Origin of the sequence: Helicobacter bilis, from assembly GCF_001999985.1 — a bacterium.
Classification (GTDB): Bacteria; Campylobacterota; Campylobacteria; order Campylobacterales; family Helicobacteraceae; genus Helicobacter_A; species Helicobacter_A rappini.
This window is the reverse complement of the sequence record NZ_CP019645.1, coordinates 2,376,645-2,391,638: the sequence shown is the minus strand read 5'-3', so window position 1 is coordinate 2,391,638 and position 14,994 is coordinate 2,376,645. Positions and strand designations below refer to the sequence as shown.

The following is a 14,994-nucleotide window of genomic DNA, read 5'->3' as shown; positions in this document are numbered from 1 at the left end:
CTAGATTCTCTCAACCATAACAAGCTTTGTGCCATACTCAACAGGCTGTGCGTCATTTACCTCTATCTCTACGATCTTGCAGTCAAACTCTGCTTCAATCTCATTCATAATCTTCATCGCCTCAACAATGCCTATTGTCTGTCCTTTTTTGATCGTATCACCCACACTTACATAAGGTGCTGCACCCGGGCTTGGTGAGCGGTAAAATGTGCCTACCATAGGAGAAGTGATAAAATCAGCATTATTTGCATTTGCAGGTTTTGGACTAGATTCTATTGTTTGTGTTGCAGGTGCAACTTCTATCTTTTGTGCGGGTGTGGCTTGTGCTACTTGCTGGATAACTTTGTCTGCTTTTAGCTTTTTACCTTCTTTATTTAGTTTTAGCAGAAAGTTTTCTTGCTCCAAGCGAAGTGAAGCAAGATCTGAATCATTAAAGAGCTGGATGAGTTCCTTTATCTCGGATAATTTCATATGAAATCCTTCAAATGTAAAATAATAATCGTTTATGATAACATAAACTTGTAAAGTTTTTGAGAATCTCTATATTTTAATGCTTACTCTCACTAAAAGCTACCCTTACCCCCTCTCCAATAAATACAAGCAAAGATAGCACAATAGACATAACAAGAAATCCAGCTATACCCAAATGTGGTGCTTGTATATTATTTTTACCTTGATTGAGTAGCTCCCCTAAACTTGCACTCCCAAGTGGCATACCAAAGCCTAAAAAATCAAGCGTAGCAAGTGTCGTAATACTACCGATAGTAATAAAAGGCAAATAAGTAATAGTCGCAATTAAAGCATTAGGCAGAATATGCACAAACATAATATGTAAATCACTAAAGCCCAAAACCTTTGAAGCCTTAACATAATCCTGTGTCCTTGCCCTTAAAAACTCCGCACGCACCACACCCACAATACTAGTCCAGCTAAAAAGCAGCACAATACCCAAAATAATCCAAAATGTCGGCAGTATAAAGCTTGATACAATAATAATCACAAATAGTGTCGGCATACCACTCCAAATCTCTAAAGCCCTCTGCCCAAATAAATCAATAAGCCCACCATAATAGCCCTGCATACCACCGATAAGAACGCCAATACACACGCTACACACACTCAAAATTATCCCAAAAAGCAGTGAAGTGCGTAAGCCATATAATAATCTCGCACAAACATCTCTGCCTTGATCATCAGTCCCTAAAATATGCTCCCTGTTTGGTGGTGTAGGCGGTATGCCTTTTAGATCCCAGTCGATACTATCAGCAGCATATTCTATCAAAGGATAAAGTATCAAATCATTTGCAAAAAGATTCCTAACATATGGGTCTTTATAATCTGGTGTCGTATAAAAATCCCCGCCAAATTCAACTTCACTATAATCTATAAAAATAGGAAAATAAAACGAATTGTTTTTATAAATAAGTAAGGGCTTATCATTTGCTAAAAATGGTGCGAATAAACTCATAATAAAGATAAAAATAAAACAAAAAAGCGAGAATCTAGCCATTTTATGTGCGTAAAATGAACGCCAACGCATAAAAAGTAATGATGGTGTTTTGCTGTTGCTGTATTGCATAATATGCCTTTTGTGGTGAATAATGTAGAAGTATATTATATAATGAAATATAAATAAAGATTTTCAGGAATAAAAGTTTTTTGGATATTAGAGTTTGAATTCATAAAGAATTCGTATTTCTAAAATAATACGGAATAATTTTTAATATGGGTTTTAAACTTTATGTGTGCCTGGCGTTACAAAATTAACTCCAAAACCCTAACCCTAAACACTAAGCAAATTTGAGATTAAATACTTGGTAAAGCAGTTATTGAATCATAGTCATGAATATTCGTGTTATATTAACATTTATGAAATATATTTTAATTGATGTATTAAAGTTGTGGAAAAAACGCTTATCTAAAAAAACCTTAACCTTCTCGTATTGCATGAATAAGTTTGCAAGTTCGTCTCTTTTTTCCTGTAAAACACCCTTGCATTATAACTTAAAATAGCAATTGCATTTAACATTTCATGTAGAGTATTGCATAAACATAATCACTCTTTTACCTTACAAAGCATTACAAAATCATTAAAAACTTGATACAAACTCAATAAAACTTTATACGGCATTACCAACAAGTAAAAGCTTAAAAGACGCATTCTAAACACAAAGGGTATTAAAATATTTAAAAATATGATTGGCTTTACATACTGGAGCCAAACATAACACACACCTGCAGTCTTATCATTAAACAAAGCCATAATGTTTATATTACATAGGGCTAAGTAAATCCAAACACGTCACAACGCAATCAAAGCACACATAAATACTTACATACGCACATATACATACGACAAAAAATCATAAGACTTAAGTATTGGTTAGCATTGCTTGCTCTCCGTTCTCTATATTTGTTGCCCCGGTTCCTTGAACCCGCCATTATCCTAATTGCTATCATGTTTGTATTTATATGTAAATTCTATTTTCATTTGATTTAAGAATTAGAATTCCTTTTCATATCTTTTAATAGCATTTCATAATCATGTATTGCCTGTTTATCATTAGGATTAATTTATGACATTATTAAGCCTTGTTCAATTAGCAATTAAAGTGCCTCATCGGATATTATTTTCTCTTATATAGCGTTGAACTTGTCTTATAGTTCACCATGCTTTGTGGTATTATCGGTCTCATTAGCCATTCTAACAAAAGCCAATGAGACATTAAATCATTTTTAACCCGTTTTAAATCCCCACTTCACTATCAATACCACTTGACAAAGCGTATAATTTTATATTAAAGCAAATATACCATTAAAGGCTAATAATATCGTCTTTTTAAGTGATAGGGGATTAGAGGTTGAGAGTTGTAAAGTGTAATCTTGAAAAAATGCGGATTTTAAAGAAATAAAGCCATAATACACAACAAATAAAATCCCAGCAGATGCGATGCAAGTTTAAAACTTTATTTTTCGCTAAAAACTCCCCTACCCCAAAAATCCCAAGTCCCATTAGAATCACATCGCAGATAAAGCAGATTCCACTCACCACAAAAACATAATTACGAGTTACGCCCTGCTTAATAATAAAAGCGTTTTGTGCCCCAATAGCAACAATAAGCGAAAGAGATAAAAGAAAACCTTTTAGGAAAATCTCCATAAACCTACCCTATTAATTCTATCATCTTATTACAAATACATTGAAAGGCAAACACAACAACAAAAAAATCCAAAAAGAAAGAAAATAAAAAAGTAGCTAAAAAATAATTATAAGAAGAATTTAAAATTTCCCTATCCCTGCATCGACCTACATTCCCACACCTGAAAGGTGCAGTATCATCGGCGAAGAGAAGCTTAACTGCCAGGTTCGGAATGGAGCTGGGTGTTGCCTTCTCTCTATAGACACAAGGAAAAGGGAAATAAAGACAAATTGATTAATAAGCTAAAGCTCTACAATTTAAAAAAGTAAAGCTTGATAGCCCTAAAAACTTACACAAGCTCCAAGCTCTATGCCATGTTTGTTTTTATGTTTGAATCTGTCTTAAACCTATCTTTTTAAATTAAGCTCATTACAATCAAACTTCATAGAAACAAACAAAAAAGAGATGAATACTAAACTCTCAAGCTAGAATCTCAACCCACACCGACTAAGATTCTACAACCAAGCATTTAAAAGCATTTTCTACATAGCTTAAAACTCTTAAAGAAACTTTTCTTTTGTCCTTATTTCCATTTTCCTTATAGGGTAAATGGTGTTAATAGCCACACAAGTGATTTTACACTGCTTACACTACCGCATTTTCTAACATAATTGCATTAGCATAAAAAAACATTTTGCTAGCACAACCACTAAGAATCTATTCAATACATAAAGTCTCAATGTTATTCTTTTGTATTTAGTAACTCACTATATCAATTACGCTTCTTACTTCTCTCTTATTAAAGCAGATTCTGTAAAAGCTTTTAGAATCTTGCACTCAATAAGGCAGTAATCCTTATATAAAAAGCCAAACGGTCTATTAGTAGTAGTCAGCTGAACATATTACTATGCTTACACACCTACCCTATCAAGCAGCTAGTCTTGCTGCGACCTTCAGGGAAAGTTAATCTTGGAGTTGGCTTCCCGCTTAGATGCTTTCAGCGGTTATCACATCCACGCGTAGCTACAGAGCGATGCTCTTGGCAGAACAACTCTTACACCAGTGGCGTGTCCATCCCGGTCCTCTCGTACTAGGGACAGCTCTCCTCAACTTTCCTACGCCCACGGCAGATAGGGACCGAACTGTCTCACGACGTTCTGAACCCAGCTCGCGTACCGCTTTAAATGGCGAACAGCCATACCCTTGGGACCTGCTCCAGCCCCAGGATGCGATGAGCCGACATCGAGGTGCCAAACCTCCCCGTCGATGTGAGCTCTTGGGGGAGATCAGCCTGTTATCCCCGGGGTACCTTTTATCCTTTGAGCGATGACCCTTCCACACAGAATCACCGGATCACTATGACCGACTTTCGTCTCTGCTCGACTTGTTTGTCTTACAGTCAGGCTGGCTTATGCCATTACACTCTACTTGCGATTTCCAACCGCAATGAGCCAACCTTTGCAAGCCTCCGTTACTTTTTAGGAGGCGACCGCCCCAGTCAAACTACCCACCAGGCATTGTCCTGCTAGAGGATAACTCTAGCCAGTTAGCAGACAGAAACATTAAGGGTGGTATCTCAAGGATGGCTCCATCTCCACCAGAGTGAAGACTTCAAAGCCTCCCACCTATCCTGCGCATAATGCTCCCATCGGCAGTGCCAAGCTGTAGTAAAGGTCCACGGGGTCTTGCCGTCTTGCCGCGGGTAGGAGGAATTTTCACCTCCACTACAATTTCACTGAATCCCTGGTTGAGACAGCTCCCATCTCGTTACGCCATTCATGCAGGTCGGTATTTAACCGACAAGGAATTTCGCTACCTTAGGACCGTTATAGTTACGGCCGCCGTTTACTCGGGCTTCAATTCAACGCTTCGACTTGCGTCTAACGAATCCTCTTAACCTTCGAGCACCGGGCAGGCGTCACACCTTATACTTCCTCTTACGAGTTTGCAAAGTGCTGTGTTTTTGGTAAACAGTCGGGAGGGACTCTTTGCTGAGACCTAATTACTTAGGCACACCTTATCGCGAACTTACGGTGCTAGTTTGCAGAGTTCCTTAACCAGAGTTCTTTCACGCGCCTTAGAATACTCATCTCATCTACCTGTGTCGGTTTGCGGTACGGGCAACATTAGCTAAACTTAGAGGCTTTTCTTGGCACGACGGCGTCAGTAGCACTCATCTTGATCCGAAGATCGCAACAAGCTATTCAAGTTTCGAATACAAGAGCGGATTTACCTATCTCTCAATCTACGCTTTTAAATTAGCACTTCCATCAGCTAACGCTACTTAGCCCTATGCGTCCCCCCATCGCACACTAATGTTGGTATGGGAATATTAACCCATTTTCCATCGACTACCCATTTCTGACTTGTCTTAGGACCCGACTAACCCTACGATGACGAGCATCGCGTAGGAAACCTTAGACTTTCGGCGAAGTGGATTCTCACCACTTTTATCGCTACTCATTCCTGCATGCTCACTTCGCATCGCTCCAGCACTCCTTACCGGTATGCCTTCAACGCTGATACGAACGCTCTTCTACCACTGTGCATCAGCACAATCTACAACTTCGGTGTCTATCTTAGCCCCGTTATATTTTCTGCGCAAAATCACTAGACCAGTGAGCTGTTACGCTTTCTTTAAAGGATGGCTGCTTCTAAGCCAACCTCCTGGTTGTCTGAGTAACTTCACATCATTTTCCACTTAGAATAGAACTTTGGGACCTTAGTTGGTAGTCTGGGTTGTTCCCCTTTTGACGATTGATTTTATCACCCACCGCCTGACTCCCAAGATACGGTAATAGGTATTTGCAGTTTGACAGGGGTTGGTACCGCGGTGAGCAGCCCTAGCCCAATCAGAGCTCTACCCCCTATTACTATCACTTGAGGCTATACCTAAATATATTTCGAAGAGAACCAGCTATCACCAAGTTTGTTTGGCCTTTCACCCCTATCCACAGCTCATCCCAACCCGTTTCAATGGGTACGAGTTCAGTCCTCCACGAGCTATTACACTCGCTTCAACTTGGCCATGGATAGATCACTTGGCTTCGGGTCTGCAGCATCTGACTAAACGCCCTTTCAGACTCGCTTTCGCTACGGCTTCGCGTGTGCTTAACCTTGCCAGATACCACAACTCGCAGGATCATTATGCAAAAGGCAGTCCGTCACCCTGATAAATCATAGGGCTCCGAATGATTGTAGGCAGATGGTTTCAGGTTCTATTTCACTCCGCTCACTGCGGTTCTTTTCACCTTTCCCTCACGGTACTTGTTCGCTATCGGTGTGATAGTAGTATTTAGGGTTGGAGAGTGGTCTCCCCGGCTTCAGCCCGGATTTCACGTGTCCTGGCCTACTCTGGATCCTGCTACCTATGAATAATATTTCGCATACGGGACTATCACCCTCTATGATGTGTTTTTCCAAACACTTCTGCTACATTATTCAAGTGGATATTGCAGTCCTCAACCCCAGTAGCAAGCTACTGGTTTGCCCTTTTCCCCGTTCGCTCGCCGCTACTAGGAGAATCTCGTTTGATTTCTTTTCCTCTAGCTACTGAGATGTTTCACTTCGCTAGGTTCGCTCCATTAAAGGTAATACATATCTCTATGTATTGGGTTGCCCCATTCGGAAATCTATGGATCAAAGCTTCTTAGCAGCTCCCCATAGCTTATCGCAGCTTAGTACGTCCTTCATCGCCTCTATCACCCAAGGCATCCACCATCTGCCCTTAAAAGCTTTTTACTTCCAAGGATACTGCCTTATTGAATGCAAGAGTTTTTTATCAAACTCTGCCCCAATAAGACAAGTATGTCGCGTAATTGTAGTTAATTACTATTTAGGCTATTAACAATAAAATTTCAAATAAACATCATTCTGTCTTGTAATTAATAGAATGGAGACGAAATTATATAATAATAAACTTAAAATAAGCTTAAAATATAAGAAATTAATGACAAAAATATAAAAAACATGATTAAAGCAACAAACACATCAATTACTCTAGCCATTTTCACAAGCAATGAGCTTAATTTTAAAGCACTATATCCCAAAGAAAAAAACCACAAACAAGATGCGCCAAGCGACCCACACGCAAAAATCATCTTTTCTTCAACATTAAACATCAAAGCAGAAGCACCTACTACAAAAACAGTATCCAAATACACATGGGGATTCAAAAGCGTAACCATCAAGGTTAACATAACAGCTTTTTTAAGTGATGTAGGATTAGATTGAGAAAAATTAACAACAGATTCTTTAGAAAAAGCGGATTTCAAAGCAACAATTCCATAATAAAAAACAAACATGCTTCCAAAAATCGCAATACATAAATTTAGAATGCGATTTTTTGCCAAAAATTCTCCCACTCCAAAGATTCCCACAAACATTAAAATCACATCGCATAAAAAACAAGTCAAACACACTGCAAAAATATGATTTTTAAGCATAGCCTGCTTTATGATAAAAATATTTTGAGCGCCAATAGCAACAATCAAAGAAAGAGATAGCAAAAAACCTTTAAAAAAAATAATCTCCATAAATTAAACCTTTAGTATATTCTTTGCGTTTTCATAGTCTAATTCATTAACAAAAATATAATCTCTGCTAAAAGCAGATATCACCAATACGCTAATATTGTTTTCCTTTAAGGGCTTTAAGACTTCAAACAAGACTCCACTTTGAGAAAAATCAAATATATTATCTATATAAAACGCCCTAAATTTTAATTTATCTGTATTATGTTCTGAAGCAAACTCAATTAAACTTAAACAATCAAATTCATTAACGATACAAAAAATATTATTGTTCAAATTAATTTTAAGATTCTTATCCACTCTTTTGATAATAAAAGTCTCATTGCAAAGCTTTAAATTCATTGCAGAACCTTTACATCAAAACCTATGCTGGAACGATAAGCCATCTCATTTAAATCAATTTGTGAAATTTCTGTGACTTCGTGCCATAAATCTGTATTTAAATCAGCCTGCAAGATTCCCTGACCATCTTTTAATGTGCATTCAAAAAGCTTATTTTTCTTATCCCCACCATATATAATGCTTTTTGCACCTTTAACATTCTTTCTCTCCACAACAAAAGCAGACATTATAAAATCCATGCCATCCTGATGCACACCTTCCGGAGAATTAGTAGCAATATTAGCATTTTCACAAAAAATAAAAGTATGATGAACAATGAGCTGAAAATTACTAAAACCAGTAAAAGATCTAATTTTATTTAAAACAAAAAATATAATCTTTCTTAAATCATCATCAAACAAGGCATCAGGCAACTCCTTAAACACTCTATCCATTTTTCTATAGTCAAAAGAGTCATCGTCCACAAGAGCTAAACTTTGCGCAAAAACGCCAGAATCAACCCTTTCAATCCTATTCTTATCTAAGGTTACAAGATACTTTGAAATTAAACGCTTTCTATATGACTTAAAATTGATAACATTTGTAAGGATATGATTTTCTAAATTAAGACTAGAAAAATCAAAATATATATCATTATAAATATCATCACTTGGTATTTCCACAAATTGCTTAATATAATCTATTCGATTTCTATGCAACAAATACAAATCATCTTGATATTCCGCATAATAATTTAAGAATTTATTCTGCATAGCCTTTAAATTTAAGCACATACCAATAGAATCTACAACAGAAATAGGACAAGGCAAATAAAGCATAACTAAGTCTCCACGCACTCACTAAAAAATAATTTTATCTTTAGAGTGCTTTAAATTTAATACTAAAAACACATGGTGGAGAATAGCGGGATCGAACCGCTGACCTCCTGCGTGCAAAGCAGGCGCTCTCCCAGCTGAGCTAATTCCCCCTAACGATGATAGTAAAACTAGAATCTAGTTTCCATATTCAACTTTAGTTATTTTCTAACACTCTACAAAGCATTAAAAAGAATAATTTATGGTGGGCTTAGGAGGACTTGAACCTCCGACCTCACCCTTATCAGGGGTGCGCTCTAACCACCTGAGCTATAAGCCCTTTACTAAAGAGAAAGCTAGTTAAAAGCAATAGCAAAATATGACATAAATTCGATTTCAATATTTAATATTTATAAAATACGCAAATAATCTCTGAAAACTAAGCAAGATGCAATATCATAGCCAAACTATCACTACCACATAGCATACAACTATAAAAAGACATAATTTATAGACTATATAGCAACTATATCTAAACAACTTCATAATGATTAAGATAAACAAATATCTTAACATATCTCTAGAAAGGAGGTGATCCAACCGCAGGTTCACCTACGGTTACCTTGTTACGACTTCACCCCAGTCGCTGCATCCGCCGTGGGCGGTAACCAATTTAGTATCCCGACTTAAGGCGAATACAACTCCCATGGTGTGACGGGCGGTGAGTACAAGACCCGGGAACGTATTCACCGTGACATGGCTGATTCACGATTACTAGCGATTCCAGCTTCATGTAGTCGAGTTGCAGACTACAATCCGAACTGAGAGACATTTTAGAGATTTGCTCCACCTCGCGGTATTGCATCTTTTTGTATGTCCCATTGTAGCACGTGTGTAGCCCTAGGCGTAAGGGCCATGATGACTTAACGTCGTCCTCACCTTCCTCCTCCTTACGAAGGCAGTCTCCTTAGAGTGCTCAGCCGAACTGCTAGCAACTAAGGACGAGGGTTGCGCTCGTTGCGGGACTTAACCCAACATCTCACGACACGAGCTGACGACAGCCGTGCAGCACCTGTTTTCAAGCTCTGGCAAGCCAGCACTCCACTATCTCTAGCGGATTCTATCAATGTCAAGCCTAGGTAAGGTTCTTCGCGTATACTCGAATTAAACCACATGCTCCACCGCTTGTGCGGGTCCCCGTCTATTCCTTTGAGTTTTAATCTTGCGACCGTACTCCCCAGGCGGAATGCTTAATGCGTTAGCTGCATTACTGCCCTGACAAGCAGGGCAACAACTAGCATTCATCGTTTAGGGCGTGGACTACCAGGGTATCTAATCCTGTTTGCTCCCCACGCTTTCGCGCATCAGCGTCAGTAATGTTCCAGCAGGTCGCCTTCGCAATGAGTATTCCTCTTGATCTCTACGGATTTTACCCCTACACCAAGAATTCCACCTACCTCTCCCATACTCTAGATGGTCAGTTTCAAATGCAGTTCTGTAGTTAAGCTACAGGATTTCACATCTGACTTGACCACCCGCCTACGCGCTCTTTACGCCCAGTGATTCCGAGTAACGCTTGCACCCTCCGTATTACCGCGGCTGCTGGCACGGAGTTAGCCGGTGCTTATTCGTAAGATACCGTCATAATCTTCTCTTACAAAAGGAGTTTACAATCCTAAAACCTTCATCCTCCACGCGGCGTTGCTGCTTCAGGGTTTCCCCCATTGAGCAATATTCCCTACTGCTGCCTCCCGTAGGAGTCTGGACCGTGTCTCAGTTCCAGTGTGTCCGATCACCCTCTCAGGCCGGATACCCGTCATAGCCTTGGTGAGCCATTACCTCACCAACAAGCTGATAGGACATAGGCTGATCCTTTAGCGAAGGCTTTCAATAAAAAATTCGTCTTTGGACGATAAATCGATGGGTTCGCAATTTGCTTGTGCGACAGACACTAAGTCTAGTCTCCGCACAAATTGCTTCACAACATCAATTTCTCATTCCAAATACTAGAATTTTGTGCCAACAACACAAAGCACTAAAAAGAGAAATTCTTTATTGAAAGCCCCTTTCCCCCGTAGGGAGTATCCAGTATTAATCACCGTTTCCAGTGGCTATCCCAGACTAAAGGGCACATAACCTATGCATTACTCACCCGTGCGCCACTAATCCACTTCTAGCAAGCTAGAAGCTTCATCGTTCGACTTGCATGTATTAGGCACGCCGCCAGCGTTCACTCTGAGCCAGGATCAAACTCTCCATAAGAATTATGGAAGTTTGTATCTATCAAAATTAATTAATAGTAGCAAACTCTCCATAAATAATGAAAACCCAACAAAATACACAATAAACATATAGCTTAAAATATATCAGTTAGAATCTTCACAAATAATCTCAATATCAAACAACATTTCATATTTAACATAAGTTACATACAAAATGCCATAACATTAAAGATTATTATTTAAAGAATTTGTCCTAATCTCTAAAATGTTTCACAAAGACTAAAACTTACTATGCCCTGCCCTACTCTCTTACAAAGACTAAAGCAAAACATAATAAATCAGTTATAGTCGAGTTGTATAGATTAACAATTTAAAGACTTGGTTGTTAAAATAAAATTGAAGCATTTAAAACATAGTAAAAAGCAATATTCAAATTTCATAATAATTTTACAAAACTAAGATATTAACTTTAAACAATCTAGCTACAATATCACAATCAAATCTTGCTTAGTTGTCAAAGATCATTGCTTTAAAAATATCAAAATTTCCAAAGTCAAATAACGCAAGTATTAACAAAAACACAAAAAAGTAAAACAAAATATAAAAACTCTAAAATCTAAAAGGATAAAAAGAGTTTGATAAAAATATTACTGATTTTAATGAAAAAATGCTATAATATTCGGTATATTTACATCTTGTAAATCTTTAATTTGCTTTCTGCAAACTTGAGAAACAGAATTATATGCTAATAAAGCTTAAATAAAGCTTAAATTTAAAAAAGTTTTTGATTTTTTTTGAGTTTGTTTTTTAGGGGGGATTTTTTAAGGCAATTCTAATGACTATCATGTAAATTAAAATTACATTGTATTAGATATTAGGTGATAGTAACGACACTTATTTCCAACAATAAATGCAACAAGACTCTTTTGCCATTCTCAATCAAATGAAAGATTATTCAAGCCTACATAAAATTTTCATTAATACTGAATTCATACCGCTTGTAGTTGCATATTCAAGATAATTAACAAACACTCATTATTAATTTATCTTATTAAGAGTAATATTTCTCGCAACACGATTTTCTTTCGATGATTGAAAAATATAGAATCAAATCTCATATTTAATACTACTCACAAAATAATGAAGAATCAATATGAAACCTATACATAATGCTATATATGAAGACATAGAAATCGCTAAGTTTGAAAAAACTTGTGTAGAAATTGTGTGGATTAGATCATGGAAAGTATGAACTATTTTCTAGCCACACTCCAAACGAATAAAAGCTTTTGTGAAACAACAAACTAAAGATTAAGCATCCTGAAAATCACGCAAGGTTTCAAGATTTAATCGCATCTCTTCAATCATATTGTTGATTGTTTCTGAGTTTTTCGCGCTCTTAGATTCCAGCTTTTCAAAGTGGCTTTCAAGCTCATCTAATGAATCTTGAATCTGCTCTATAATCGTAGAAATATCTTCCTTTACAATGTCATCCATCGCTGTCTCCTTAAAATAAAATTAAATTAAACCCACTAAAGACTTTGCCCTATCATAAGTGCTTTGGGCTAGGTCTCTAATGTATGTTTCATCACGCGTGATTATATCATTAATATAAGTTTTTTCCTGCATGAATTGATGATATTTTTGCTGTATTGGCTCTAATTCTGCAAAAATGGCTTCAGCAAGTGCAATCTTAAACTCGCCATAGCCCTTAAAACTATTTTCAATCTCATTGCGACTTTTACCTGTGATACATTCATAAATACACAAGAGATTATAAAGCCCTGCCCTTTCTTTATCAAACACAATCTCATTAAAGCTATCTGTGGTGGCTTTTTTGACTTTTTTTATAATGCTATCTTTAGAATCAAGCAGATTTATCACACTATATTCACCTTTATTTGACTTACTCATCTTTACACTTGGGTCATCAAGCGACATGATTCTAGCACCAACCTCTGCGATTAAGGGCTCTGGCACTTTAAAGCATTCTCCATAGCGTTCATTAAATCTCATGGCAACATTTCTTGTAAGCTCTAAATGCTGCTTTTGGTCTTCTCCAACTGGCACAAAATCGCTTTGATACAATAAAATATCAGCCGCCATCAACGCTGGATAATTAAAAAGTCCGACATTTATATTTTGCGGATTTTTCTGTGATTTATCTTTAAATTGAGTCATGCGACTCATCTCGCCCATACCGATATTGCAATCTAGAATCCACGCAAGCGCACCATGATAGTCAATTCTACTTTGCACAAAAAGCTTTGTATTCTCGCTTGTAAGCCCACACGCAAGCAGCATAGCAAAAAGTTCTATAGTATTTTGCTGCAAAACCTTTGGGTCTTGGTGTATCGTTATAGCATGAGTATTTACAACACAATAGATATTTTCATATTCTGCTTGATTTTTTACCCATTGCTTGATGGCACCAAGATAGTTACCTAAATGCAGACTGCCTGTTGGCTGGATACCTGAAAATGCTTTTTTTTTCATATTCGTTATTATGCCCTTTTGTTAGCTACTCTCTGTAAAATATGGTTTCGACCTTTTAATATATAGCAGATTCCAAACTGCGATAAATATTTGCTTATTAATTTTGAGTTTGTTATTCTATCATTTTCTGCGATAAATACCACAAACTTTTGCGATTTTTTCTCTATTTTCTCTAAATCGATAGCATGAATATCCCATAGATTCCTTAAGGTTGTGAGTTTTTCAAATTGTGTAAAAACTCTACATTCCTTGTTATTATGAGAATCTAATCTCATTATATCGTCTGTTATGTGAAATCCAAGTTGTTTATACAGCGTAGTATGATATTTTAGCTTATCCTTTTTATATGAATGAATACATGCTTTTTTAAACAGATTCCATAATGTGTAAATATTGATATGAGAAAATTCTCTGGCAAAAGATTCAAAGCTTACATGGGTTATGATTTGTGTGTTGTTTTTAGAATCTAGATTCTCTACATTTCGTTTAAAAGATGTAATCAAATCAGAATCGAAACCTGCGATATTTAACACAGAATCACTAGAAATATGATGTGTATAAAGTAGCGGTGATAAGAGAATCACTCTGCCAACCCTTTGTTTATTGACAATCCTTTGCATAGCATATTGTAAAGCAGACAATGCCCCAGAGCTAAAACCTATAATGTCATAATGATTTGGCACATAACCAAAATCATATAAAAGCGACTCAAATAAAGCATAATCACCATACAAACCAAAACTACTAAAATATCGCATAGCATTCTCATAAATTTATAAAATCAAAACCAAATTGTATATATTTTCTGACAAGTTCTTTATAACAATACAAAATGAGTTATAACTCATACTTTAAGCATATTGACACATTGAGAGTAAAAATTTATTAGAATCTGCTATAATTTAGCCCATTTAGTTGAAATTAAAACAATAAGGAATGATTATGCTGATTTTAGACAAAAATTTTCAAGTAGTTGGTGGGATTGGTGTATGTTGCTCTGAAAGGGGTGATGATGTGCTTATTAAATGCACGAAACATGTAAGAAACTCTGGCATTACATCGCAAGTGATCTATCTAAAAGCAGAAACTCCAAGTGATAGAAAATGGCTTTGCGGTAATAGTGAAAAATTCTATTATAATGGCGTAAGTATCACAGAGATAGATGAAGATGACTTTATCTAAACTCTAGTTTGCAATGAGTTAGATGAAACTTTTATCTCTTTTATTGAAGTAAATTGTAAGATTTAATCTGCGTATAGTTTGCCTTTTTACACACAATGCCTATTTGTTCTTTATTTACAAATTTTTAGGATATATTGTCTCTGGTGTATGGACATGGGCAATTCTACAAAGTTATATCATTACAAATACTTCTAGTCAAAGATTGAATAAAGGATTCTAAACGGCTAATAACATATATCATCAAAAATCTTTATTTATAAATATTTATTTCGATAAGCTAGAGTAA

General features: G+C 36.6%; 10 protein-coding genes, 2 tRNA genes and 3 rRNA genes. 1 reads left to right on the top strand and 14 read right to left on the bottom strand.

What is annotated here, in order from left to right:
* The 14 genes from accB to XJ32_RS10575 form a co-directional block, all read right to left on the bottom strand.
* Positions 1-471 carry an acetyl-CoA carboxylase biotin carboxyl carrier protein gene (accB, locus tag XJ32_RS10640; protein WP_077389663.1) on the bottom strand — a complete coding sequence of 157 codons (471 nt, stop codon included), beginning with the start codon at positions 469-471 and terminating at the stop codon, positions 1-3.
* Positions 472-547: 76 nt separating this feature from the next.
* Positions 548-1,579: an ABC transporter permease gene (locus XJ32_RS10635; RefSeq protein ID WP_077389661.1), complete on the bottom strand. Its 1,032-nt coding sequence runs from the start codon at positions 1,577-1,579 to the stop codon at positions 548-550.
* A 1,275-nt stretch (positions 1,580-2,854) separates the two neighbouring features.
* Positions 2,855-3,160, bottom strand: coding sequence for a LysE/ArgO family amino acid transporter (locus tag XJ32_RS10630; RefSeq protein WP_254422371.1), 306 nt, complete (start codon positions 3,158-3,160; stop codon positions 2,855-2,857).
* A 134-nt stretch (positions 3,161-3,294) separates the two neighbouring features.
* A 5S ribosomal RNA gene (gene rrf, locus XJ32_RS10625) occupies positions 3,295-3,410 on the bottom strand.
* Between the two features lie 588 nt (positions 3,411-3,998).
* Positions 3,999-6,881: ribosomal RNA gene (locus tag XJ32_RS10620) — 23S ribosomal RNA — on the bottom strand.
* A gap of 179 nt (positions 6,882-7,060) precedes the next feature.
* Positions 7,061-7,675 (bottom strand): LysE/ArgO family amino acid transporter, encoded by a 615-nt coding sequence (locus XJ32_RS10615; RefSeq protein WP_077389658.1) that lies wholly within the window; start codon positions 7,673-7,675, stop codon positions 7,061-7,063.
* Between the two features lie 3 nt (positions 7,676-7,678).
* Entirely contained in the window at positions 7,679-8,014 is a 336-nt protein-coding gene (locus XJ32_RS10610) for an ACT domain-containing protein (RefSeq protein ID WP_077389655.1), read from the bottom strand.
* Positions 8,011-8,832, bottom strand: a complete 822-nt coding sequence (locus XJ32_RS10605; protein WP_077389652.1) for a 2OG-Fe dioxygenase family protein — start codon at positions 8,830-8,832, stop codon at positions 8,011-8,013. The genes XJ32_RS10610 and XJ32_RS10605 overlap by 4 nt, the downstream gene beginning before the upstream one ends.
* A gap of 73 nt (positions 8,833-8,905) precedes the next feature.
* Positions 8,906-8,981, bottom strand: a tRNA-Ala gene (locus XJ32_RS10600).
* Positions 8,982-9,071: 90 nt separating this feature from the next.
* Positions 9,072-9,148: transfer RNA gene (locus XJ32_RS10595), tRNA-Ile, on the bottom strand.
* A 244-nt stretch (positions 9,149-9,392) separates the two neighbouring features.
* A 16S ribosomal RNA gene (locus XJ32_RS10590) occupies positions 9,393-11,070 on the bottom strand.
* A gap of 1,271 nt (positions 11,071-12,341) precedes the next feature.
* Positions 12,342-12,527, bottom strand: coding sequence for a hypothetical protein (locus XJ32_RS10585; protein ID WP_004088541.1), 186 nt, complete (start codon positions 12,525-12,527; stop codon positions 12,342-12,344).
* A gap of 21 nt (positions 12,528-12,548) precedes the next feature.
* Positions 12,549-13,526, bottom strand: a complete 978-nt coding sequence (trpS, locus tag XJ32_RS10580) for a tryptophan--tRNA ligase (protein ID WP_077389650.1) — start codon at positions 13,524-13,526, stop codon at positions 12,549-12,551.
* 8 nt (positions 13,527-13,534) lie between these two features.
* A complete protein-coding gene (locus XJ32_RS10575) occupies positions 13,535-14,284 on the bottom strand; it encodes a hypothetical protein (protein WP_077389647.1) in 750 nt (249 codons plus the stop codon).
* Between the two features lie 184 nt (positions 14,285-14,468).
* Between XJ32_RS10575 and XJ32_RS10570 the strand changes: the two genes are divergently transcribed.
* The gene (locus tag XJ32_RS10570; RefSeq protein WP_004088548.1) at positions 14,469-14,708 is read left to right on the top strand and encodes a hypothetical protein; all 240 of its coding nucleotides are present in this window, start codon (positions 14,469-14,471) and stop codon (positions 14,706-14,708) included.
* Positions 14,709-14,994 lie beyond the last annotated feature (286 nt).